Annotated in this window: 17 protein-coding genes; 9 read left to right on the top strand and 8 right to left on the bottom strand. The window is 62.0% G+C overall.

Annotated elements, in window-relative coordinates:
- Position 1 precedes the first annotated feature (1 nt).
- From glgX to ACFPN2_RS01565, 3 genes are all read right to left on the bottom strand, one after another.
- Positions 2 to 2,191, bottom strand: coding sequence for a glycogen debranching protein GlgX (gene glgX / locus ACFPN2_RS01575; protein WP_380594291.1), 2,190 nt, complete (start codon positions 2,189 to 2,191; stop codon positions 2 to 4).
- Positions 2,192 to 2,253: 62 nt separating this feature from the next.
- Positions 2,254 to 2,619 (bottom strand): DUF3175 domain-containing protein, encoded by a 366-nt coding sequence (locus tag ACFPN2_RS01570; RefSeq protein WP_380594289.1) that lies wholly within the window; start codon positions 2,617 to 2,619, stop codon positions 2,254 to 2,256.
- A 42-nt stretch (positions 2,620 to 2,661) separates the two neighbouring features.
- The gene (locus tag ACFPN2_RS01565; RefSeq protein ID WP_380594287.1) at positions 2,662 to 3,591 is read right to left on the bottom strand and encodes a bifunctional helix-turn-helix transcriptional regulator/GNAT family N-acetyltransferase; all 930 of its coding nucleotides are present in this window, start codon (positions 3,589 to 3,591) and stop codon (positions 2,662 to 2,664) included.
- Between the two features lie 123 nt (positions 3,592 to 3,714).
- Between ACFPN2_RS01565 and ACFPN2_RS01560 the strand changes: the two genes are divergently transcribed.
- A complete protein-coding gene (locus tag ACFPN2_RS01560) occupies positions 3,715 to 6,075 on the top strand; it encodes a DNA polymerase II (RefSeq protein ID WP_380594285.1) in 2,361 nt (786 codons plus the stop codon).
- Here ACFPN2_RS01560 and ACFPN2_RS01555 read toward each other — a convergent pair.
- Genes ACFPN2_RS01555 through ACFPN2_RS01545 form a run of 3 tightly spaced genes read right to left on the bottom strand, consistent with a single transcriptional unit; the run spans position 6,051 to position 8,498 of the window.
- Complete coding sequence (locus tag ACFPN2_RS01555; RefSeq protein ID WP_380594283.1) at positions 6,051 to 6,872, bottom strand: FadR/GntR family transcriptional regulator; 822 nt, start codon at positions 6,870 to 6,872, stop codon at positions 6,051 to 6,053. The two genes, ACFPN2_RS01560 and ACFPN2_RS01555, sit on opposite strands and share 25 nt — an antisense overlap.
- A 49-nt stretch (positions 6,873 to 6,921) precedes the next feature.
- On the bottom strand, positions 6,922 to 7,551 hold the full coding sequence (locus ACFPN2_RS01550; protein ID WP_380594281.1) for a 2-dehydro-3-deoxy-6-phosphogalactonate aldolase: 630 nt from the start codon (positions 7,549 to 7,551) through the stop codon (positions 6,922 to 6,924).
- Positions 7,552 to 7,556: 5 nt separating this feature from the next.
- Entirely contained in the window at positions 7,557 to 8,498 is a 942-nt protein-coding gene (locus tag ACFPN2_RS01545) for a 2-dehydro-3-deoxygalactonokinase (protein ID WP_380594279.1), read from the bottom strand.
- Between the two features lie 88 nt (positions 8,499 to 8,586).
- Here ACFPN2_RS01545 and ACFPN2_RS01540 point away from each other — a divergent pair, with 88 nt between their 5' ends.
- The 7 genes from ACFPN2_RS01540 to ACFPN2_RS01510 all read left to right on the top strand — a co-directional run bounded on the left by ACFPN2_RS01540 (position 8,587) and on the right by ACFPN2_RS01510 (position 17,325).
- Positions 8,587 to 9,729, top strand: coding sequence for a glycoside hydrolase family 53 protein (locus ACFPN2_RS01540; RefSeq protein ID WP_380594277.1), 1,143 nt, complete (start codon positions 8,587 to 8,589; stop codon positions 9,727 to 9,729).
- Positions 9,730 to 9,838: 109 nt separating this feature from the next.
- On the top strand, positions 9,839 to 12,487 hold the full coding sequence (locus ACFPN2_RS01535) for a TonB-dependent receptor (protein ID WP_380594275.1): 2,649 nt from the start codon (positions 9,839 to 9,841) through the stop codon (positions 12,485 to 12,487).
- Positions 12,488 to 12,583: 96 nt separating this feature from the next.
- The gene (locus ACFPN2_RS01530; protein WP_380594273.1) at positions 12,584 to 13,777 is read left to right on the top strand and encodes a helix-turn-helix domain-containing protein; all 1,194 of its coding nucleotides are present in this window, start codon (positions 12,584 to 12,586) and stop codon (positions 13,775 to 13,777) included.
- Between the two features lie 109 nt (positions 13,778 to 13,886).
- On the top strand, positions 13,887 to 15,314 hold the full coding sequence (locus ACFPN2_RS01525; protein ID WP_380594271.1) for an aldehyde dehydrogenase family protein: 1,428 nt from the start codon (positions 13,887 to 13,889) through the stop codon (positions 15,312 to 15,314).
- A 10-nt stretch (positions 15,315 to 15,324) separates the two neighbouring features.
- Positions 15,325 to 16,239, top strand: a complete 915-nt coding sequence (locus tag ACFPN2_RS01520) for a 3-hydroxyacyl-CoA dehydrogenase NAD-binding domain-containing protein (RefSeq protein ID WP_380594269.1) — start codon at positions 15,325 to 15,327, stop codon at positions 16,237 to 16,239.
- Positions 16,240 to 16,244: 5 nt separating this feature from the next.
- Positions 16,245 to 16,619, top strand: a complete 375-nt coding sequence (locus ACFPN2_RS01515) for a nuclear transport factor 2 family protein (RefSeq protein WP_380594267.1) — start codon at positions 16,245 to 16,247, stop codon at positions 16,617 to 16,619.
- Positions 16,620 to 16,623: 4 nt separating this feature from the next.
- Positions 16,624 to 17,325 (top strand): aspartate/glutamate racemase family protein, encoded by a 702-nt coding sequence (locus ACFPN2_RS01510; protein WP_380594265.1) that lies wholly within the window; start codon positions 16,624 to 16,626, stop codon positions 17,323 to 17,325.
- Here ACFPN2_RS01510 and ACFPN2_RS01505 read toward each other — a convergent pair.
- Complete coding sequence (locus ACFPN2_RS01505) at positions 17,300 to 17,941, bottom strand: FMN-binding negative transcriptional regulator (RefSeq protein WP_380594263.1); 642 nt, start codon at positions 17,939 to 17,941, stop codon at positions 17,300 to 17,302. The genes ACFPN2_RS01510 and ACFPN2_RS01505 overlap by 26 nt on opposite strands.
- 140 nt (positions 17,942 to 18,081) lie before the next feature.
- Here ACFPN2_RS01505 and ACFPN2_RS01500 point away from each other — a divergent pair, with 140 nt between their 5' ends.
- Positions 18,082 to 20,679 (top strand): sulfatase family protein, encoded by a 2,598-nt coding sequence (locus ACFPN2_RS01500; protein WP_380594261.1) that lies wholly within the window; start codon positions 18,082 to 18,084, stop codon positions 20,677 to 20,679.
- A gap of 23 nt (positions 20,680 to 20,702) precedes the next feature.
- Here the strand turns inward: ACFPN2_RS01500 and ACFPN2_RS01495 are convergent, their stop codons facing one another.
- Positions 20,703 to 22,112 (bottom strand): amidase family protein, encoded by a 1,410-nt coding sequence (locus tag ACFPN2_RS01495; RefSeq protein WP_380594259.1) that lies wholly within the window; start codon positions 22,110 to 22,112, stop codon positions 20,703 to 20,705.
- Between the last annotated feature and the right edge of the window lie 98 nt (positions 22,113 to 22,210).

The following is a 22,210-nucleotide window of genomic DNA, read 5'->3' as shown; positions in this document are numbered from 1 at the left end:
GTTACTCTTTCTGCGCAGATTTCTTGCCGGGCTTCACGGCACGGTCGATTGCATTTTCGCTGTGGGCTTCGAGGCTGAATACCAGGAGCGATCGGCCGGTCACGCCGTAGGCTTCGCCGGTCGTGAAGATGGCTTTGCGACCGGTCGGCAGATCGGGAAGGTTGGTATCGATCAGTAAGGTCCAGCGCGCATCGGGCGAATCGCCGGGCAGGGTGAACTCGACCAGATCGTGAAAGGCATTGAGCACGATCAACAGCGCGGCGTCGTGCGCGCGTTGACGAAGGCCGGTGGCTTGCGCGCGTCCGTCGAGCAACATGCCGAAGCACAGCATGCGGTCGTCGGTCCATTGCTCGTCTTCCATTTCCTTGCCGCTGGCGTTGATCCAGGTGATTTCTTTCAGGCCGAGGCGCGGATCTTCCTCTGCGGACAGGAAGCGGTTGCGACGAAGAATCGGGAACTTCGTGCGAAGCGCGGTCATCTGCTGCACGAACCGGACGAGCGTCTCGTTCTTCTCGGCAAGCGACCAATCGACCCAGCTGATGTCGTTGTCCTGACAGTAAGCGTTGTTGTTACCGTTCTGTGTGCGACCGAACTCGTCACCGGCGAGCAGCATCGGCGTGCCTTGCGATAACAGCAGCGTCGCGAGGAAGTTGCGCATCTGTCGGGCACGCAGCGTGTTGATGCCTTCGTCGTCGGTCGGGCCTTCGGCGCCACAGTTCCAGGAACGGTTGTGCTCGTGGCCGTCCTTGTTGTCTTCTTTGTTCGACTCGTTGTGGCGCTCGTTGTAGCTCACCAGATCGTTGAGCGTGAAGCCGTCGTGCGCGGTAATGAAGTTGATGCTGGCGTACGGCCGACGTCCGAACTTGTTGAAGATATCGGCGGAGCCATACAAGCGCGGTGACACTTTGCCGGCCGACGCTTCGCCCCGCCAGAAGTCACGCACGGTGTCGCGATACTGATCGTTCCATTCGGCCCAGCCCGGCGGAAACTCGCCGACCTGATAGCCGCCGGGGCCGCAATCCCACGGCTCGGCGATCAACTTGACCCGACTCAACACTGGATCCTGCGAGCAGGCTTTCAGGAAGCCGCTTTGATTGTCGAAGCCATTGGGCTCGCGCGCCAGAATGGTGCCGAGATCGAAGCGGAAGCCGTCGACGTGCATTTCGTTGACCCAGAACCGCAAGCTGTCGGTGACCATCTGAATCACCCGCGGATGACTCAGGTTCAGCGTGTTGCCGGTGCCAGTGTCGTTGATGTAATAGCGCTTCTGCTCGGGCATGAGCCGGTAGTAGGACGCGTTGTCCACGCCCTTGAAACATAGCGTCGGGCCGCGCTCATTGCCTTCGGCGGTGTGGTTGTAGACCACATCGAGAATGACTTCGAGCCCGGCGTCATGAAAGCGCGCCACCATTTCCTTGAATTCTTGCACGCCGCGTCGAGGATCGATCAGGTAGCGCGGGTCGGGCGCGAAGAAGCCGATCGAGTTGTAGCCCCAATAGTTGGTCAGGCCTTTGTCGAGCAACAGGCTGTCGTTGACGAAGGCGTGAATCGGCAACAGCTCGACCGTCGTGACGCCAAGCGACTTGATGTACTTGATCACGTCGGGTGTGCCGAGCCCTGCGAACGTGCCGCGCAGTTCCTCGGGAACGAGAGGGTGCTGCTTCGTGTAGCCGCGCACGTGAGTTTCATAAATGATGGTGCGATCCCACGGCACGAGCGGGCTCACCGATTGTTTCCAATCGAAGGTCGAGTCCGCGACCACGCATTTGGGAATGAAGGGCGCACTGTCGCGTTCATCGAACGTCAGATCGTCGCCTTCGGCGCCGATGGTGTAGCCGAACAAGGCGTGATCCCAGCGCAATTCGCCGACGAACTCGCGCGCGTATGGATCGATCAGCAGTTTGTTGGGGTTGAAGCGGTGACCGGCTTCCGGTTCATACGGGCCGTGCACTCGGTAGCCGTACACCGTGCCGGGGCCCACATCGACCAGATATCCGTGCCAGACCTCGTCGGTGTACTCCGGCAACTCGATGCGCTCGAGCTCCTTCTGGCCGTCCGCGTCGAACAAGCACAGCTCGACCTTGGTGGCATTGGCGGAGAACAGTGCGAAATTGGTGCCTTGACCGTCCCAGAACGCCCCTCTGGGATAGGGCAGACCCTCACGCAATTGCGACGCGAAGCTTCGGCTCAAAGTAATACCCGATCGAGCAGGGAACGACCGCAGGAGCAACGCTCAGCGCGTAGGAACGTTCCCTAAGCGCGGGCTTTCTTGGAAGTGCGTCGCTGGGTGGTTTTCTTGTGGGCGGACTTTCTTTTCGACGCCGTCTTTTTCTTCGCCGACTTGCCGTACAGCTTACGCAGCTCTTCCTTGGCGCCTTCGAGCTTGCGCTTGCTCGCGGCCGGTAGGGTTTTACCGGCACGATTCTCATAGAAGGTGAGCATGGACATCGCCGATCGGTACGGCGATGACTTGCGCTTGTGACTGCGATCGGCTGAGCGCTTCAAGGACAGAGCGATGCCGCGAGAGCTGGCGCGAGTGAATACGCCTTCCTCCAGCGTCAGTGCATCGCTGGTGTTGGTGACCCGCTGCGACCAGCGTTTCTTGCGGGCGGTGGCCATGTGACCGAATGATCCAGCCGCGCCAACGTTCCCGCCGCGGAGCTATTCCTCGAAGTGCAAGGTCCAGGTCTCGCCGATCAACGATTGACCGAAGCTGGTGTGGGGCTCGCTCTTGTCGAGCTTGAAGCCCGCCGCCGCGTAGAGTTTGCGCGCCGCGAGCAGGTTGCTCTGGGTCCAGAGTGTCACGCCCTTGTAACCTGCCTGGCGTGCAAAGCTGACGCACTCTTGCACGAGCATGCGACCGACGCCGTGACCTCGTGCGGTGTCTTCAACGAGCAGCAGTCGTAACTTCGCCATGCCCTCCGGTCCGCGGACCAACATGATGGTGCCGACGGGTTCATCGCCCAGCTCGGCGATCCAGCACCGTTCGGCGGCCGGATCGAACTCGCGTAGAAACTTGGCGCAGATTTCGGCGACCAGCGCTTCGAACTCGCTGTTGAAGTGATATTCCTGTTCATACAGCGCGCCGTGTCGCTGAATGATCCAGCCCATGTCGCCGGCTCTGTGAGTTCGCAACCGGACGGCCGGCGTCGTCGGGCGGGGACTGAGGAGTGTTTGCACTTGACGTAGATGCGCTTGCAGTTGGACTTGTTGATGCCAGGACAGGGGCTCGAGCAGTTGCGCGACTTCGTCGCGCGCTTGCTGATTGACCGCGGCGAAGGCTTTGCGGCCTTTCGCCGTGAGTAGCAGGTGAGACTTGCGGGAATCGTCCTCAGAGCGCTCGCGCTTCAACCAGCCGCGCTTTTCGAACTGCGCGAGGATGCGGCTGATATACCCGAAGTCCATGCCCAAGGTCCGCACCAGGTCGGCCGCCATCACGTCGTCGTTGTTGGCGATTTCGTAGAGCACCCGCATCTCCGCCAGCGAATAGTCGCCGCCCAGCAGATTGTTGCCGAGCACGCCGATGGTTCGGGTGTAGAAGCGGTTGAACTGGCGGATATCGGCGATGATGGTCTCGGACGCGGCATTCATGGCATTTCTCCCTTGCGGGCAGACCTTCGCGCAATTACTTGACGGTGTCAAGTATCGGTTCCTGCCAGTGGCTGGCATGTTTTCCGGCTCGCGGCCCGGGCCCGTTTAGCGCACAATTCGCGGGTGACAACGCTCCGTGGCTTCATTCTCCAGGCCAGTTATCGCGTGGTGTCCGGGCCGGCCGGAACGCGCATTCCTGCCATTCATGTGTACGGTCGCCTGGAAGACGGCGGCACCTTTCTGGTCCGCGACAATCGGCAGCGACCGCACTTCTACATTCGGACCGCCGATGTCGAGCGCGCGAGCGTGCTGACATCCCAGCAGCCCGTGCCGTTGGAGAAGCGCACCTTCAACGGCGAGCCGGTGTCCCGCTTCGATATGGAGACGCCGACCGATGTGCCCGGTCTGCGCGACCGCCTGCACGATGTGGGCATCGACACCTACGAAGCGGATGTGCGGTTTGCGATTCGTTATCTGATCGAGCGCGGCATCAAAGGCGGCTGCGAGATCGAAGGCGAGGCGACGCCGGGCGAGGGCATCACCTGGGTGTTCGACAATCCCGTGATGCGGCCGGCCGATGTCAGGATCGAGCCGCGCGTGCTGTCGTTCGATATCGAAACGGACGGGAAGGGCGAGCGGCTGCTGGCGATCTCGATGTACTCGAACGAGATCGATGAAGTGCTGATCGTCGATGGCAGCGATCGGCCGATGCCAGAGAAGGCCACACGTTGTGTCGACGAATACGCCGCGCTCACTGCGTTCTGCGAGCGGGTGCAGCGTCTCGATCCCGACGTGATCACGGGATGGAATATCGTCGACTTCGATTTGACCGCGCTTCAGAAGATGGCGCAGCGGTTGAGACATCCCTTCAATCTTGGCCGCGACACCGGCGCGATTCGTATCCGCAAGGCGGAAGGCTATTTCGGCAGCGGTCAGGCCAGCATTCCCGGACGGCTGGTGATGGATGGCATCGATCTGCTGCGCGGCGCGTTCGTGCGCATGGACGATTATTCGCTCGATGCAGTCGCTCGCGAAGTGCTCGGCGAGGGCAAGGCGGTGTCGGGCGATGTGCGCGATCGTCTGGCCGAGATCATTCACAACTATCGCAACGACCTGCCCGCGTTCGCGCTGTACGCACGCACCGATGCGCGACTGGTGTTCGAGATCGTCGGCAAGTTGAATGTGATTCATCTCGCCGTGGCGCGCAGTCAGTTGACGGGTATGACGCCGGACCGAGTTGCGGCCAGCATCGCGTCGTTCGACTTCCTGTATCTGTCGGAGCTGGAGAAGCTCGGCATCGTCGCGCCGACGGTTCGCTCCAGCGACTCCCGTGTGTATGAGGCTCAGCAGGGCGGGCATGTGCTCGAGCCGCTGACCGGGCTGCACCGGAACGTCTGGGTGTTCGACTTCAAGAGCCTGTACCCCAGCATCATTCGCACGTTCAACATCGATCCGCTGTCCTATGTGGCCCGGCCGCAGCCGGAGGACGACTTGATCGAAACGCCGGGTGGCGCGTTCCGTCGAGAGCCAGCGATTCTGCCGCGAGTGCTCGATGAGTTGTTCCCTCGACGTGACGTCGCGAAGAAGAACGGCGACGAAGTAGCCTCGCACGCTATCAAGATTCTAATGAATTCATGCTACGGCGTGCTGGGCACGCCTGCATGTCGCTTCTATAACCCGGCACTCGCCAACTCGATTACCGGCACGGGCCGGGAGATTCTGCTGTGGTCCAAGCAGTGGTTTGAGAGTGCGGGCTACACCGTGCTCTACGGCGACACCGACAGCTTGTTTGTTCGCTCCGGCATGCCCGATGCCGACGAGGCCCGCGCCACCGGCAAAGAGCTCGCAGCCAAGTTGAATCGCGAGATCGCGGAGTACATCGCGAAGGAATGGCGTGTCACCAGCAAGATGGAGCTGAAGTTCGAGAAGCTTTACTTGCGGCTCTTTCTTCCCAGAGCCCGCGGTAGCACGCGTGGCGCGAGCAAACGTTACGCAGGGTTGCTCAATGCTTCGGATATCGACGGCGTGCAGTTCGTCGGAATGGAAGTCGTGCGACGCGACTGGACTGCGCTTGCCAAACAAGTGCAGCGCGAGCTCTATCATCGTTTGTTTACGGATCAGCCCGTCGACGTGTATCTCGCCGACATCGTCGGCCGGGTGCGCGACGGCAAGCTCGACGATCAGTTGGTCTACAAAAAGAATCTCCGCAAAGACACTGAGGAATACACCGCGACCACGCCGCCTCATGTGGTCGCCGCTCGCAAGTCCACCCAGCCGTTAGGCCGCTTGATCAGCTATGTGATTACGACGGCGGGTCCCGAACCGCTCGACAATATCCAGCATCCGTTGGATCGCGAGCACTATGTGATCAAGCAGATCAAACCGGTCGCGGAGCCGGTGCTTGCCACGTTGGGGCTCGACTTCGAGCAGGTCATCGGCGACAGCCGACAGATGGATCTCTACGCGTTGCTGGGCGATCGCTGAGTTCGGCGGCGCGCCGAGCCGTTGCGACCGTTGGCGGCAGCGCGCGTCGATGTCGGGCGTTGCGATGCCGCTGCGACTGCCGCGGCCTTGCTGTTCTTCCTTCTCGCCGTATTAATCAGATCCAGCACTTCGCTGATGATGCCTTCCATCGTAGTGCGCGCTTTGGACGCGTCACCCGCTTCGATGGCATCGAGCACTTTCTTGTGAATACCGACGTCCGCCTGCGGCACGCCTTTCACCGAGTTGGTGAGTCGGATGGAAATGCGCAGCGCCGCGTTGATCACGTCTTCGAGTTGCGCGTAGAAGCGGTTGCCCGTGGCGTGGAGTACGGCGACGTGAAAGGCAATGTCAGATTCGAGCGGGTCGTCCTCGCCGACGGCGGCGACTTTCATTCGCTCCACGGCGCGACGAATGCGTGCAATGCCTTCGGGCGTGGCGCTACGGGCGGCCAGTGCCGCCGCCATCGGCTCGATGGCATAACGAATCTCGGTGAACTCGGCGAGCAGCTCGAGCGAGAACTTTCGTTCCAGCAGCCAGCGCAACACATCGGGATCGAGCAGGTTCCAATTGCTTTCCGGCTCGACCCAGGTGCCCTGGCGAGGGCGGGCGCTGAGCAGCCCTTTGGCGGTGAGCATCTTGACCGCTTCGCGCAACACCGTGCGGCTCGCGCCAAACTGTTTGCACAGCTCGGCTTCGATGGGAAACGGCACGGCGTCGCCATAAGTCTGGGTGACGACGGCATGACCCAGTTCTTCGACGATGGCGTAGGTCAGGTTCTGTCCGCTGGGTTTGCGCATGCTGCCTGGCTTCTAACGGCTCCGGGATCAGACCAGCAACATATCACGATCACGCCTTGGCCGAGCCTCGCGCCTGATTCCAGGCGTTGACGATTGCGGTCGCGCGTGCCGCGACTTCGAGGGCGGTCCGGCCCGGCGCATAGATATCCGTGCCGAAGCCGATACCGTCGATGCCTGCGTTGGCCCATTCGGCCAGATTGGCAGCACCGACGCCGCCGACGGCGAATACTTTAGTCCCTGGCAACACGGCCCGCAGCGCTTTCACATGCTGCACGCCATAAGTGGAGGCGGGAAACAGCTTCAGCGCGGTTGCGCCGGCGTCGATGGCGGCGAAAGCCTCGGTCGCGGTGGCGAATCCGGGCACGGCTTGTAGCCCCAGCTCCACGCTGCGGGAGATGACGGCCCGATCGATATTCGGCGTCACGATCAGCTTGCCGCCGGCTTCAGCGACGGCGTCGACCTGGGCGGCCTTCAGCACCGTGCCAGCGCCGCACAGGCAGCGATCGCCGAAGCGCTCGGTCAAGCGGCGAATGCTCACCAGCGGCTCGGGCGAGTTCAGCGGCACTTCAATGCCGCGAATCCCGGCGTCGACCAGGGCCTGAGCAATCTCCAGGATTTCGTCGGGACGGATGCCTCGCAGGATGGCGATCAAGGGCGGCAGATCAACAGGCGTCGACACGAGAGCTACTCCGGGATATCGGGATGAGCGAGGGCGTTGAGGCCGGCGATGGTCAGCTCGGTGGCGTCCAGCGGCTGCGCTTCGATGCCGTGCGCGGCCAGGGCGATACCATAGAACTCCGCCAGCTTGGGGGCGCCGATGATGGGCACCGACTTGGTCGCTCGCAGGGTTCCATCGAACAAAGGCAGCGCGCCCAACACATCCTGGCCGATGATGAGGCCGGAGAGATAGGTCGACGCTTCCGCGTGCGTCATGCCTTGAATCAACTGGCGAGAGCGCACTTCAAACAACAAATGACTGAGCGGAACGCTGCGCAGCTCACGGCTGCGTTGCAAGCCCGCTTCGAAGCCACGACGTTCGGCCTCTTCGTTGGTTTCGGCCGCCGACGCCTTGAGCAGGGTGCTGCGATCCCGGAGCAGGGCGTACAACTCGCCGGACAAGCTGGTTTGAAACGACATGAGCTTGCCGTTTTCCACCAGGGCCCACTTGGTATGGGTGCCGGGCAGGGCGACGATGTTTCGTCCGCGCCCGAGCGAAGGGTGTGTGGCAATGGCGCCGAGAATCTGAGTTTCCTCACCGCGCATGACGTCCGGGGCGCCATGCGGGTTGGTACAGGAAACGCCGGCAGCAATGGCGATCGAATGACCGCGGGCATCGAAGCGCAACAGCGCGGCCCGCAACTCGGCGGCGCCGGCGGGGCACGATGCGTACGGGACTTCGCGCCAGCCGTTACGTGAACCGACCATTCCCGCCAGCCAGACCGGCAGCGGCCCGTGCTTGCGTGCCCAGGCGTCGAGTGCGCCGAACAGGGTCGCCTCGGCGCTGATCGTCAGGGAGCCGATGCCAGCGCCGTCGACTTTGTCGATCACGGTGGCGCCCTGGCACAAATGCAGCCGCAGATGGGTGGTGCCCCAGTCGCCGGCGATGTGGGTCGGTGAATTGGTCATGAGCGGGATTCCATGTGGGCCTTTTATATGATTAATATTCTCCATGTAAAGCCCGACCTGGAAAACCGACGGATTGGCAGGGGGAGCGATGCAAGGAAATCGAAAAATCGCGCTGACGCTGGCCGGACTGGCGCTGCTCGTGGGTATGACCGGGAACGCGCGGGGAGAAGTCCCTCGCGGCTACTATCTGGGGGCCGACCTGTCCTACGTCAACGAGATGGAGGACTGCGGCGTCGTTTATCGGGACCACGGTAAGCCGGCCGACCCGTTCGCGCTATTGCAGGCACGCGGTGCGAATCTGGTCCGCGTTCGTTTATGGAACGATGCCCAGTGGACGCGGTACTCGAATCTAGCTGACGTCAAGAAGACTATTCGACGCGCACGTCAGGCACGTATGCAGGTGCTGCTCGACTTTCATTACTCGGATGACTGGGCGGACGGCGATAAACAGATCATTCCCAAAGCCTGGGCACATCTGACCGATCCGGAGGCGTTGGCTCAGGCGCTGTACGACTTCACGCTGCGAACGCTGCGTGAGCTGGATCGCGACGGTCTGATGCCGGAGCTGGTCCAGGTGGGCAACGAAACCAATGGCGAAATCCTGAGCACGCTGGAACGCGCCAAGGAACCGATCAATTGGGCACGCAATGCCAAGTTGCTCAATGCCGGCATTCGTGCCGTTCGCGTCGCGGGCGCTCAGTCATCGATCAAGCCGCGCGTGATGTTGCATATCGCGCAACCGGAGAACGTCGAGCCGTGGTTTGCTGCCGCCAAAGCAGCAGGTGTCACCGACTTCGATCTGATCGGCATCAGTTATTACCGCCGTTGGTCCACGCAGGATCTCGATGGACTCGACGCCGTCATTCGTCGGCTACGACAGAACTATCGGGCGGACGTGCTGGTCGTCGAAGCGGCTTATCCCTGGACGCTGGAGAACGCGGATCGATCGCCCAACTTGTTGGAAAGCAGTTCTCTCATTGCAGGCTATCCGGCCACGCCGCAGGGACAGCGACAATATCTCATCGATCTCACTCAGCGAACGATCTCGAGCGGCGGTGTCGGGCTCGTCTACTGGGAGCCGGCGTGGGTGTCGAGCAAATGCAAGACGCGTTGGGGCACCGGCTCGGGCTGGGATAACGCGACATTGTTCGATCATCGCGGCGAGCTGTTGCCGGGGGCGGATTACTTTGGTTTTCCGTATGTGTTTGCAACGAAGGACGTGCGCGACTAGTCCTGCAGGGCAAACCTTTATTTCATGCTTGCGTTCCCGAAAAACCTGCTATATATAATACAAATCGGCTTTTGTCTGAGTAAAAAAATGTCTCTTTGCAGGGGGAGATATGGATACTCGAGTACGGACAAACCGGCTATGGCGCACAGCTATTAACTATTCGGCGCCAGTGCTGTTATGGACGACGGTACAGGCCGCCGAGCCGCAGTCGGCAAACGGTGGGATCATCGAAGAAGTTCAGGTCACCGGCATTCGCGAAAGTCTGCGCGATGCCTTGTCGGTGAAGATGAATTCCGATTTGGTCGTCGATGCCATTTCCTCGGAAGACATCGGCCAGCTGCCCGATGTCACCATCGCCGAATCCATCAATCGACTCCCGGGCATCAACGCCACGCGCGATCGTGGCAATGACAGTCAGGCCGTCGTGCGCGGCCTTGGCGCGAGGTTGGTTCTCGGCATGATCAACGGCCGTGAAGTTGCGTCTTCCGAGCCGGATCGAAACGTTCGCTGGGAGATCTATCCATCAGAGGTAGTCTCCGGCGTGAAAGTCTATAAGACCCAGTCCGCCGATCTGATCGCGGGCGGCGTCGCGGCCACCATCGATATACAAACATTGCAGCCGCTCGACTATCACGGCGCCGATTTCGTCGTTCGCGGCGGGCCGGTCTACTACGACGAAGGCGCGGACATTCCCGATTACGATCCGTGGGGTTACCGCGCCAGCGGCTCGTATGTGTTCAAGGCAAACGAAACATTCGGTCTGGTCATTGGCCTGACCGCGCAACAACAGAAGAACGGCTATCCCTCGTTCACAGGCTGGGGCTACAACGACTCCCGGGCGCGACCGCCCGCGGGCGCGAGCGATTTCACGGGTGATCTGAATGGCGACGGCAGTCCCGATGCGACGCCGTGGGGCGCGCAGGTGTCCGTCAACGGCATCGATCAGGATCGACGCGGCGTGTCTCTCGGCACGCAGTGGCGGCCCTCCGATCAGTTCGAGCTGCGGTTCGATGCGTTGTATTCGGACGTCGACATTCACGAGGATCAGGGGCAGACGGTCTACGGCCAGAACAACTGGGGCAATTGGGACAATGGCAACTGGGGCGCCTACAACGCGCCGGGGGCGAGTTACACCATCGTCGATGGCACGGTCGTGGCGGCGACGCTGCCGTTCAGCTCGGTCACAACGGTCGTGTCCGACTACGATGAAAAGAAAGATCTGTCCGTGACCGGCTTGAATGGCCGCTGGACCGGCGAGCGCTGGAGCGTCACGGGCGATATTTCCTATTCGCAGGCCGAACGAGAGAACACCTGGAAGGCGGTGCGCACCGAGGTCTATCCGGAGTGGATGACCTGGGACACTCGAGGCGGCCGGCTGCCCACCATCACGACCAGCGTCGATCCGACGACCCTGCGGCAGTTCGCGCCTGACTACCGCGGCGGGAGCGTCGATGGTCCGGAACACCTCAACGATGAACTGACCGCCGGCGCATTGGACTTTGCACGGTCACTCGATGGCGGCTTGCTCTCATCCGTGCAGTTCGGTGCGCGCTTGTCGAATCGAACCAAGAAACACGATCGCATGGAGAACTATCCGTTCACTGTTCCCGGGGGCGTAGAAATTCCGGCGTCGATGTTTCGGGTGTACAAGGTGCCCTCGGTCAATCTGCCGCCTGTGCTCCTCGGCGACTATGATTCAATCGCTCGCCTCGCGTACGGCTCGACACTCGATCCGAGCAATGCTCGCGAGAATCTGTCGCAGCGGTGGAAAGTGAAGGAGGACGTCACCGAGGGATATTTCAAACTCGGCTTCGAAAGCGACGCCATCGCACGGCGCATGACAGGAAACATCGGCGTGCGCGTGTTGGACGTGCAAACAACCAGCGATGGATTTCAGCAGGCAAGCGGAGCGAGCGCGCTTGCGCCAGTCTCCGTCGATCATGACTACAGCGAGGTTCTGCCCAGCGCCAACGTCAATTTCAACTTGTCCGAGACGACGCTCCTGCGCTTCGGCGTGGCCAAGGTGGTCGCGCGTCCACCGCTCGATGAGCTGCGAGCGAGCCGCACGTTGACCAGTTGGCTGCCGTACACCGGCAACGCCGGCAATCCCAATCTGGAACCGTTCGAAGCGACCCAGTTCGACGCCTCGTACGAGTGGTATTTCCGGGATGAGGCACTGCTCGGTTTCGCGGCCTACTACAAGGATGTGTCCTCGTACATCGGCTGGCGCCAGGACCCGCAGACGTTCCACGGAATTACCTATGCCGTCGCGACGCCGGTGAACGGCGAGGGCGGGTCGATTACGGGCGCGGAGGTTACCTTCCAGACGCCGTTCTTCTTCTGGAGCGGGCTGGAGAACTTCGGCGTGTACTCGAACTACGCGTACGTGGACTCGGACGTGCAGGAGTTCGTGCCCATCACCAACCCGCTGACCGGCACCGGCTTCGCCCAGCACACGGCGGTGTTCGATCTCTGGTACAGCTCGGGCCCGATCGAGGCGCGGCTCGGGTACAAGTACCACAGCCCGTTCACGGTCATTTATGGCTGGAGCGGCGCGGACTTGCAGACGCTGGAGGAGGAGTCGGTGCTGGATTTGAGCACCTCGTATCAGCTCACCTCGGGAATCCAGCTGCGCTTCCAGGTGAACAACCTGACCGACGAGCCGTTGCGCATGCATCGGGACAACCAGGCCAACCGCATCGGGCGTTATGACGAGTACGGCCGGCGCTACCTCATCGACGTCACCATGAAGTTCTAGGCGGGCCCGATCGGCAAAGTGCCCTGCCTTTCCGGTTAAGCGGCGGCCCGGCCAGGGGAGGATTGTCAGCGCTGACTCGAGGTTGGGGATGACTCAATGAAAGCGACGCCAGCGCGCATGAAGATGACGATCTCGACCGAGCTGGGCGTCTATGATAGAGAGTCCATCATGGCTCCTGTTACCGCTCCGGTCGGCCCCGCATCCGAGGCCCAGTCGCCCTACGAGGCCCGTACTTCGCGCATCACCGCGATGGAGGACCTGCTCGCCACCCTCAAGGCGCAACAGTCGCCCGAGGGGGTTCGCACCGGCGACGGCTGGCGGCATCCGCTCCCTGACGGCTCCGGGTTCCGGCATGACTACGATGCCGACGTGGCTCGCGGCGGCTGGGACTTCTACCTGGTCGGCGAAGGCCTGTCGGTCGCGCTGGTCGAGTTCGTCGCCTGTCGCAAAATCGCCAGGCTGCATAGCCTGGGCGACCACCTGGTCATCTCCGCCACCATCGAGGGCAGCAGTCCGATCACCGCACCTTGCGGTGTCCACGGCGAGCTCAGCAACGGTTACTGCACGATCTACGGCATGCAGACCGGCGAAGAGTTCGAGACCGTCTACGAATCCGGCCGCCCGCTGAAGTGGGTGAGCATCTTCATCGACCGCCACGCGTTCGTTAACGCCACGCGGCTGCAAGGCCAGGATCTGCCGCCCGCGTTACGTGACTTCATCGAAAGTGGCATGCGGCTGCCACATCGGAATATTCCGCTATCGAACGCCGCGTCGTTGACGGTTCAGCAGATGTTGGAGCGTCCGTTCAAAGGCGGCCTGCAACGTGCCTATCTGCATGGCAAGGCGCTGGAGCTGATCTGCCACGTGCTGTTCACGATGGCGCACGACTCGCTTGAAGAGCTGAGCGACGTCGCATTCTCGGCGGCCGACTACGCCAAGCTCGAGAAAGCCATGGCTTACATTCGTCGCAGCCTCGACGAGCCGTTCAGCATCGCCGAGCTTGCGACCGCGGTCGGCATGACTCGACAACGCTTGCAGTTGGGATTCCGCGTCGTGTACGGCGACACCGTCGGTCGTATTCGCGACAAGGTGAGAATGGAGCGCGCCTTGAACCTGGTGCGCAGCTCGACGCTGTCCATGATCGATATCGGTCTGGAAGCGGGCTACGAACACCCGGCCAGCTTCACGCGCGCCTTCAAGGCGGCCTTCGGTGTGTCGCCGGCTCGCATGCGTCGGTTGAGCGAGCAGTCGGCGCTGACGACCCGAGTCGCCGAAGCCCCGCAGATCTGACGCTTGCTCGCGGCGGTGTTCCAGCCGCAACGCTTCACGCGCCGATGTCAGCACGAACGGGGACGTCCGTGTGGTGTACTGCGCCCTTGAGTAGTGCTTCGAGGGTGTCATGTACGATTGCAGGCAGTTCTTCATCAATGGCGAGTGGCTGACTCCGGCTGGGCGCAAAGAATCGCTGGTGATCAATCCGGCGACCGAACAACCGGTCGGACGGATTCTGTTGGGCACGGCCGAGGACGTCGACGTGGCCGTCAAAGCGGCACGCGCGGCGTTTGTGACCTATTCGCAGACCACGCGGGAAGAGCGCATCGCGCTGCTCGAGCGCATCGTCAAAGTTTACGAAGCGAACATCGACCGGCTCGCGCAGGCGGTCTCCGATGAGATGGGCGCGCCGATGACGCTGGCCGTGCAAGCGCAGGCGGGCAGCGGCTTTCGTCACTTGTCCACCGCGCTGACAATTCTCAAAGATTTCGAGTTCGAAGAACGCCTGGGCACGACGCTGATCGCGCGTGAGCCCATCGGCGTGTGCGGTCTGATCACGCCCTGGAATTGGCCGCTGAATCAGATCAGCTGCAAAGTCGCGCCGGCGCTCGCGGTGGGCTGCACGGTTGTGTTGAAGCCCAGCGAAGCTGCGCCCGTGACTGCGCACATCTTTGCTGAAATCCTCGCTGAAGCGGGCGTGCCGAAAGGCGTGTTCAATCTCGTCGACGGCGACGGCCCGGGTGTGGGTTCGGCACTCTCCAGTCATCCCGACATCGACATGGTGTCGTTCACGGGTTCCACGCGTGCCGGCGTGCTCGTCGCGAAGGCTGCGGCGGATACCGTCAAGCGGGTGTCTCAAGAGTTGGGCGGCAAGTCCGCCAACATCATTCTGGAAGATGCCGATGTCGCCGCGTCTGTGGCGCACGGCGTGAACTGGATGATGACGAACAGCGGCCAGTCCTGTAACGCGCCGTCGCGCATGCTCGTGCCCGCGAATCGCTACGATGAAGCCGTCGAAGTCGCGCGCAAGACCGCGGAGCAGTTGGTCGTCGGCGATCCGAAAGCGGCCGGCGTGACCACCGGTCCGCTCGCCAACAAGCTGCAGTTCGAACGAGTGCAGGCGTTGATCGCGAAGGGCATCGAGGAAGGCGCGAAGCCGGTGATCGGCGGTCTCGGTCGTCCCGAGGGCATCGATAAAGGCTATTTCGTGAAGCCCACGATCTTCGCCGGCGTCAACAACGAAATGACCATCGCGCGTGAAGAAATCTTCGGGCCGGTGATGGTGCTGATTCCGTACAAGGATGAGGCCGATGCGATACGGATCGCGAACGACACGGTCTACGGTCTCTCCGGCCACGTGCATTCGAAGAACCTCGACAACGCGCGTCGCGTGGCGTCGAAGATGCGCACTGGCATGATTCACGTGAACGGCGCGGCTCGCGATATGTTCGCGCCGTTCGGCGGATATAAGCAGTCGGGCAACGGTCGCGAGTGGGGCCGCGAGGGGTTCAAGGAATTCCTCGAGACCAAGGCCATGATGGGGTACTTCACCTAGAGAGATTCCTGTGAACGTCACGATTCTGGGATGCGGATTGATCGGTGCCAGCTGGGCGGCATTGTTTGCTGCCGTCGGCCGTCATCGAGTGCGTGCGTGGGATCCTTCGGCCACGGCCAGAGAAGCATTTCCGGAGAAGGTGGCGCGTGCCCAGAGCCAGCTCATCGCGCTTGGCGCGGAAGCTGGCGAGCCGGTCGCGGTGTTCGATCGCATCGAAGAAGCGCTGTGGGGTGCGGACTGGGTGCAAGAGAACGCACCCGAGAAAACGGAGCTGAAGGCGCAGCTGTTCGCTCATGTTGAATCGGCGGTGACGCGCGATTGCATCATCGCGAGCAGTACGTCGTCGTTCACCTGGTCGCAACTTGCGACCGGCCTGAAACACACCGAGCGCTTCGTCATCGCGCATCCGTTCAACCCGCCGCATCTAGTGCCGCTGGTGGAACTGTACTCACCGAACGCGACGACGCTGGATGCGGCCGTGAAGTTCTTCAGCGGTGTCGGGCGCGTGCCCGTATGCATGAAGAAGGAAGCGACCGGTCACATTGGCAATCGCCTGGCGTCTGCGTTGTGGCGCGAGGCGGTGCATATCGTCGCCGATGGCATCGCGACGGTAGAAGATGTGGATCGCGTGCTGATTCATGGACCGGGATTGCGATGGTCGGTGATCGGCACGCATCTGGGTTATCACCTGGGCGGCGGCGACGGCGGCATCGAACACTATCTGCGACATCTGGGGCCGAGTCAGGAGCGACGCTGGTCGACGCTGGGCAATCCCAAACTGACGAATGAGGTCTGCGAGATGCTTAGCGCCGGCGTGCAAGCCGAAGTGCGCGGCCGCGACATCGCACAGCTCGAAGAGCAGCGCGATCGCCAGCTGATGGAGATTCTGCGGCTGCGACGCGAACATCCGACGATTGACGAGTAGAGATCATGCAAGAGCAACAAGCACGGCAAGATATCATCGAGCTGCTGTCGAAGTACTTCCACGGCCTGTATCACGGCGATTCCGCAAGCCTGCGCGAAGTGTTTCATCCGCAGGCGCAGCTGTTCGGCGAAGTGCGCGGCGCGCCGTATCAAAACACGCTCGATGGCTGGCTCAACGCCGTCGCGAGCCGTCCGTCGCCGCATGCCAAGGGCGAGTCGTTCCAGATGGAAACGTTGGACGTCCAGCTGCACAACCAGATCGCGTACGTGCGCGCTCGTTGCCCCATGCTCGGCTTCAACTATTTCGACTATCTCGCCCTCATGCACAACGGCGAGCGCTGGTTGATCACGAACAAGCTGTTCACGCACGTCGACGCTTGAGCCTATGAAGCCTGGTGAATCCCGTCGCGGCCCGCGCATCGCACTCATTCATGCGCTGGCCGAGTCGTTACCGCCGATTCACCAGGCGTTCAAGCAGCATTGGCCTGAAGCGATTCCGTTCGATGTATTCGACTCATCGCTCGCGCCCGACCTGGCGCATGCCGGCAAGCTCGAGCCGGCGATGATCGATCGTTTCCTGACGCTCGGGCGCTATGCGGCCGCGGCGGAGGGCGAGGGCGGTCGTACGGCCGCCATCCTGTTCACGTGTTCGGCCTTCGGTCCGGCCATCGATGCGGTGAAGAAGGCGTTACCGATGCCGGTGCTGCGCCCGAATGAAGCGACGTTCAATCGTGCGCTCGACATGGGGCGTCACATCGGACTGATGGTGACGTTTCCTCCATCGTTGCCTGCGCTGGAGGCGGAGCTGCGGCAGATGGCGGCAGAGCGAGGCGTGGAGATTTCGATCACGAGCCGCGTGATCGAGGGTGCGTTGGCCGCGTTGAAGAGCGGCGATGGAGAGAAGCACGATCGACTTGCCGCAGCCGTCGCCGCCGAAATGCCGTCGACGGATTGTTTGATCCTCGGGCAGTTCTCGCTGGCTCAAGCAGCGCCGGCGGTGCAGGCGGCGGTGTCGTCTCCCGTGCTCACGACACCGCGTACTGCTGTCGAGCAACTGCGCTCTATGTTGAAGGCAAGTGCGCCATGAGGCGCGCAATCTCACGACTGTCCGAATCCTGACGCGCCAGCAGCTGCTGGATGATCAGCATTCGATCTGATGGCGGGTGAGATTGATTCAGCTTGGTCACGCCTTCGATGCGCTCAACGGTGATGCGGAACGAACGGATTCGCGGCAACAGCTGTTGCACTTTGCCCGGCGGCGCTTGTTCCAGCGTCCACGGATGCTCGTTGTCACGTTCCAGCACCTGGGCCACGCGACGTAGCACTTTGATCTGACCTTCATCGTCGTCGATGATCTCGAGCCGGCCGCGGATCTGCGCGGACACATAGTCCCAAGTCGGCACCGTCAACAGCGACTTGTACCAGCTCGCGGAAATATAAGTATGCGGGCCGGGGAAGACCGCCAGCACTTTCTGCCCGGTTTGCAGCGTCTGCGCTTGCGGATTGATGCGAGTCATGTGACCGACCAGCGTCGTGACCGTGTCGTCGGTTTCGAAGAAGATCGGCGTCGGCGTCGCGTAGGTTTCCTCCCCCGTGGCCGTAATCAAATGGGCGAAGGGATATTTTCTGACGATGGCAACGGGGTCGGCCGCGGCAAAGTGGCTCGGCGCGTACATCGTTCGGGCGGCTGCGGGACTGCTCATGTTCAGCAGTCTAGCCACGGCGCCGGTGCGGCTGGTTGCGAACGGTGCCGTGGGTAGTGAGCCAGCTGCACCACGAGAGCCTGGGTTCAGATAAGCCGATTAATATGATAAAAGAGATCCCGGCTTGATGGAGAGTATCGATGCGGGGATTTCTGGCCGCCTGCGCGGCGTTCGTTTGCCTGCCCGGCGTGGTCCAGGCGCAGGCCGCGCTGGGCGCGAACTACAATGAGCACTACGAGGACGTCGACTATCGCGACCTCGAAAAAGCCGAGGCGAGCTGGGTCCGCATCTTCCTGACGATGCCGCAACTCGATCACGGCGCGGCCGAGCATGGCGTCGTTCGCACGACGCTCGAGGTCGGCAGTCGCGGCTACAAAACGATCCTGTCGCTCAAGTGGCCGTTCCCGAACCGCGATTTTCCGAAGCCGGGCAGCGCCGAGATGAATCAGGAGCTCGCGCGGCTCGACGCGGTGCTGCCGCTCGTCATGGGCAAGGTCGACATCCTGGTCATCGGCAACGAGCCCTACATCGAAAGCCGCGAAGCCGATCGAGACTTCGATCTCAATGCGTTTTACGAGACGATGGCTGCACGCGTGATCGCGTATCGCGCGCAGAAGTGTGGCGAGAGCTGCAAGACGCGTCTGTACATGGGCGCGCTCAACCGGCTCGATCTGGAGAAAAACCTCACCCCATCGACCGATCGCTGGATGGAGTATGTGAGAGCGACGCCGGAGATCGACGGGGTCGACATCCATCCGCACCTCGATTCCATCGAGCAGTCAAAACCGTTTCTTGACTACATCCTGCCGCGGATGCGAGCCGAGCAACAGTTTCTGGTGACTGAGTTCTCGGTGGTGTGGTGGTGGAAACAGAATCTGACGAAGCCCATCCCGGCGGCGTTCGCGAAAAGATATGGCGTGCCGAAGAATGAGCAGAACTGGCAGGCCATCAAGGCCGCGCTCGACCAGCCGGTCGCCAAGCAGCGTTGGGACGATTTCCTGGCGATGAGCCCCTGGTTCGAAAGTCGCAAACATTATCTCCGCGATCAGATGAAGATGTTCCGTGACACCGGACGGCTCGCGGTCGCAACGTATGGTTTCAAGCAGGGCAGCTCGATGTCGAACAACTTCGGCCCTGACAAGACGCCGTGGCTACTCAACAGTGTGTTCGCGCCGCGGACCGTCCAGGCCAATCCCGATGGCAGTGCCGCCGCCAACTATGCGTGGCTCGAGGATTTCAAAGCGCTTCAGCGCAAGCCCAACATCATCGTGATCTACGCCGACGATCTCGGCTATGGCGATCTCAGCAGTTATGGCGCGACGACGATCCGGACGCCCAACATCGATCGCTTGGCCGAGCGCGGAACCCGTTTCGTCAACGCCCACGCGCCCTCGGCGACCTGCACGCCTTCGCGTTACGCGATGTTGACGGGCGACTATGCGTGGCGTGCATCGGGAACGCAGATATTGCCTGGCGACGCGCCGGCGCTCATTCGGCCGGGTAAGTTCACGTTGCCGCTGATGTTGAAGAAGGCCGGCTACGAGACCGGTATCGTCGGCAAATGGCATCTGGGACTCGGCAACGGCAAGGTCGACTGGAACGGCGAGATCGCGCCAGGGCCGCTGGAGGTCGGTTTCGACCATGGCTTCTTCATGCCGGCGACGCTCGACCGCGTTCCCACCGTCCTGATCGAGAATCGTCGCGTGGTGAATCTGGATCCGTCCGATCCGATCCAGGTCGATTATCGCAACAAAGTCGGGGCCGAACCGACCGGCGCGGAACACCCCGAGCTACTGAAGTTCGGCGCGGATCCTGAACATTCCAACACCATCGTCAATGGCATCAGTCGTATCGGTTATATGACGGGCGGCAAGGCCGCGCGCTGGAATGACGAAGGGCTCAGCGACCAGCTGCTAGGCAAGGCGATCGACTTCGTGACGGAGCGGAAGAAACAACCTTTCTTTCTTTACTTCGCGGTGAACGAGCCGCATGTTCCCCGGGCGCCGCATCCGCGCTTCGTCGGGTCATCGGGCCTGGGCTCGCGCGGCGATGCCATCGTTCAGTTCGACTGGACGGTCGGCACGTTGATGAAGAAGCTCGAGGAGCTGGGAATCGCCGACGACACGCTGGTCATCCTCAGCAGCGACAATGGACCGATCCTGTTCGATGGCTATGATGACAAGGCCGTCGAGCGAGCCGGCGAGCACAAGCCGGCCGGCCCTTATCGAAGCGGCAAGTACAGTATCTATGAAGGCGGCACCCGCGTGCCGATGATCGTGAGCTGGCCGGGGCGTGTCCGCGAACGTCACGTTTCCAAAGCGCTCATCGACCACGTCGATCTCGTCGCCTCGCTCGCCGAGCTGGTCGGGCAGCCATTGCCGCGCGATGCCGCGGTCGACAGTTTCGACATGCTTGCCCCACTGATGGGACGAAGCGAACGCGGTCGGGAGTTCGTGGTGGAGGACACCAAGCTGATGGTGACCACTGGTACTACGGTCGCGAGCAGCGGAGCGCGAATCCTCGCGTTACGGCAGGGCGATTGGAAACTGATTCGTGGCAGCGTCGAGCCGCATGAGTTTCACGGCAACGAGATCGGGACGCTGCCGAAGCATCAGCTCTACAACGTCGCGCGCGATCCGGGCGAGCGGGAGAATCTGGCGGACAAAATGCCAGAGCTCACTGCGAAGCTCGCGTCAATGCTCGACAAGCTGGAACGGGACGGACGCAGCGCTCCCTGACGTCGAGCTGCGTCCGCCTAATCTCAAGCTCCCACGGAAAACTTCGGCCAGCGCGCGGCCCACGGCTCGGCTTGCTCCAGCTCGAACGCCAGTTGCAGCAGCAGCTCGTCCCGGCCGCGACCGGCGGCGAACATCGAGCCGACGGGCAGGCCGTTCTCATTCATATACAACGGCACTGACATGGCCGGTGTGCCGGTGAGGTTCTGGAGCGGCGTGTACGAAACGTAATCAAACATTCGCGCGTACATCGGCTCGAACGCCTGCGTCGGCGCGAGGGCGCCCAGCGGCAGTGGCGAATGTCTCAGCACCGGTGTCAGCAGGACGTCATAGCGCGAATAGAAAGCTTCCAGCGCACGTCCGGCCGTGGCCGCTTCGACGAAGATCCGATCGACATCGGTCAGCGTCAGGCTTTCGCTGCTGGCGCCCAGGTTCATGGTCCACGGCTCCAGCACATCTTCGAGCCGACCTTCGCGGAGGGACGCTCGCGACGAGCTCACCAGGTCTTGCGCGAGATATGCCCAGATCAGCTTGAACGCGCGATCGACCGCGGGCCCGTCGAAGGGACGCTTGATCTCTTCAACCGTGTGACCGAGGCGCTGACACAGTTCGGCGGAGCGACGAATGACGGCCGCGACGTCGGGCGAGGGCTGCTCGTCGTTGAAGTTCTCGAGCGCGAAGCCGATGCGCAGGCGACGTGACTTCGGATTGAAGGTCAATGGCTGCTTCTGCTCAGGCGCCGTCACTGCGAATGCCCAGGCGGCATCGCGCACCGAGCGAGACAGCAGCGTGTCGCCCACGAGGAAATCTTCGATGATGTGAGGACCGCGCGCTCTCACATTGGCACCGCGACTCGATTTCAGACCGAAGACGCCACAGCAAGACGCAGGAATGCGAATCGAACCGCCACCGTCGGCGGCATGAGCAAGCGCCACCATGCCGGACGCAACGACCGCGCCCGCGCCACCGCTCGAACCGCCGCTGGAATGCGCGACATTCCAAGGATTACGAGACGGCCCATACAGCACCGGCTCGGTCGTCGGCAGCAAGCCGAACTCCGGCGCATTGGTTTTTCCAAGCGGGATCAGGCCGGCGCGATCGAGTCGATTGGAATATTCGCTGCCGGTGCTCATGGGCGGCGCGTTCTTCTTGAGGCGCGAGCCGCTGCGGCTCGGCATGCCCGCGTAGTCCATGCCGTCTTTCAACAGATAAGGCACGCCGCGCAGTGCTGAATCGCCGTTCAATGTCGACGCCTTCTGCAGCGCCTGTTCGAAGGCCCGATACGTCACGGCGTTGAGCGCCGGGTCGAGTGCTTCGATGCGAGCGATTGCCGCTTCGACAAGTTCCCTGGCGCTGAGCTCGCCGGAGCGGACCAAGTCCGCCTGCGCGTGAGCATCCAAACGGCCAATGGCCAGTGCGTCCCTCGAATTCACCATGAGCGTAATACTTCCACCAATATCGTGTGGCGGAAGCATAGGCAGTAGGGCGCGGCACCGTCCTGGCGGCGAGGACGGCCGAGTTAGCAGATTGGCTC

It is taken from the genome of Steroidobacter flavus, assembly GCF_042651805.1.
Taxonomy (GTDB): Bacteria; Pseudomonadota; Gammaproteobacteria; order Steroidobacterales; family Steroidobacteraceae; genus Steroidobacter; species Steroidobacter flavus.
The sequence above is the reverse complement of the archived record's forward strand: the minus strand, read 5'-3'. Positions and strand labels throughout refer to the sequence as shown.

Bases quoted from the DNA above. Each gene is read 5' to 3' on its own strand.
- ACFPN2_RS01515 (WP_380594267.1), top strand. From the start codon at position 16,245: ATGCAAGAGCAACAAGCACGGCAAGATATCATCGAGCTGCTGTCGAAG.
- ACFPN2_RS01565 (WP_380594287.1), bottom strand. From the start codon at position 3,591: ATGAATGCCGCGTCCGAGACCATCATCGCCGATATCCGCCAGTTCAAC.
- ACFPN2_RS01570 (WP_380594289.1), bottom strand. From the start codon at position 2,619: ATGGCCACCGCCCGCAAGAAACGCTGGTCGCAGCGGGTCACCAACACC.
- ACFPN2_RS01530 (WP_380594273.1), top strand. From the start codon at position 12,584: ATGAAAGCGACGCCAGCGCGCATGAAGATGACGATCTCGACCGAGCTG.
- ACFPN2_RS01510 (WP_380594265.1), top strand. From the start codon at position 16,624: ATGAAGCCTGGTGAATCCCGTCGCGGCCCGCGCATCGCACTCATTCAT.
- ACFPN2_RS01545 (WP_380594279.1), bottom strand. From the start codon at position 8,498: ATGACCAATTCACCGACCCACATCGCCGGCGACTGGGGCACCACCCAT.
- ACFPN2_RS01500 (WP_380594261.1), top strand. From the start codon at position 18,082: ATGCGGGGATTTCTGGCCGCCTGCGCGGCGTTCGTTTGCCTGCCCGGC.
- ACFPN2_RS01535 (WP_380594275.1), top strand. From the start codon at position 9,839: ATGGATACTCGAGTACGGACAAACCGGCTATGGCGCACAGCTATTAAC.
- ACFPN2_RS01555 (WP_380594283.1), bottom strand. From the start codon at position 6,872: ATGCGCAAACCCAGCGGACAGAACCTGACCTACGCCATCGTCGAAGAA.
- ACFPN2_RS01505 (WP_380594263.1), bottom strand. From the start codon at position 17,941: ATGAGCAGTCCCGCAGCCGCCCGAACGATGTACGCGCCGAGCCACTTT.
- ACFPN2_RS01540 (WP_380594277.1), top strand. From the start codon at position 8,587: ATGCAAGGAAATCGAAAAATCGCGCTGACGCTGGCCGGACTGGCGCTG.
- ACFPN2_RS01495 (WP_380594259.1), bottom strand. From the start codon at position 22,112: ATGGTGAATTCGAGGGACGCACTGGCCATTGGCCGTTTGGATGCTCAC.
- ACFPN2_RS01525 (WP_380594271.1), top strand. From the start codon at position 13,887: ATGTACGATTGCAGGCAGTTCTTCATCAATGGCGAGTGGCTGACTCCG.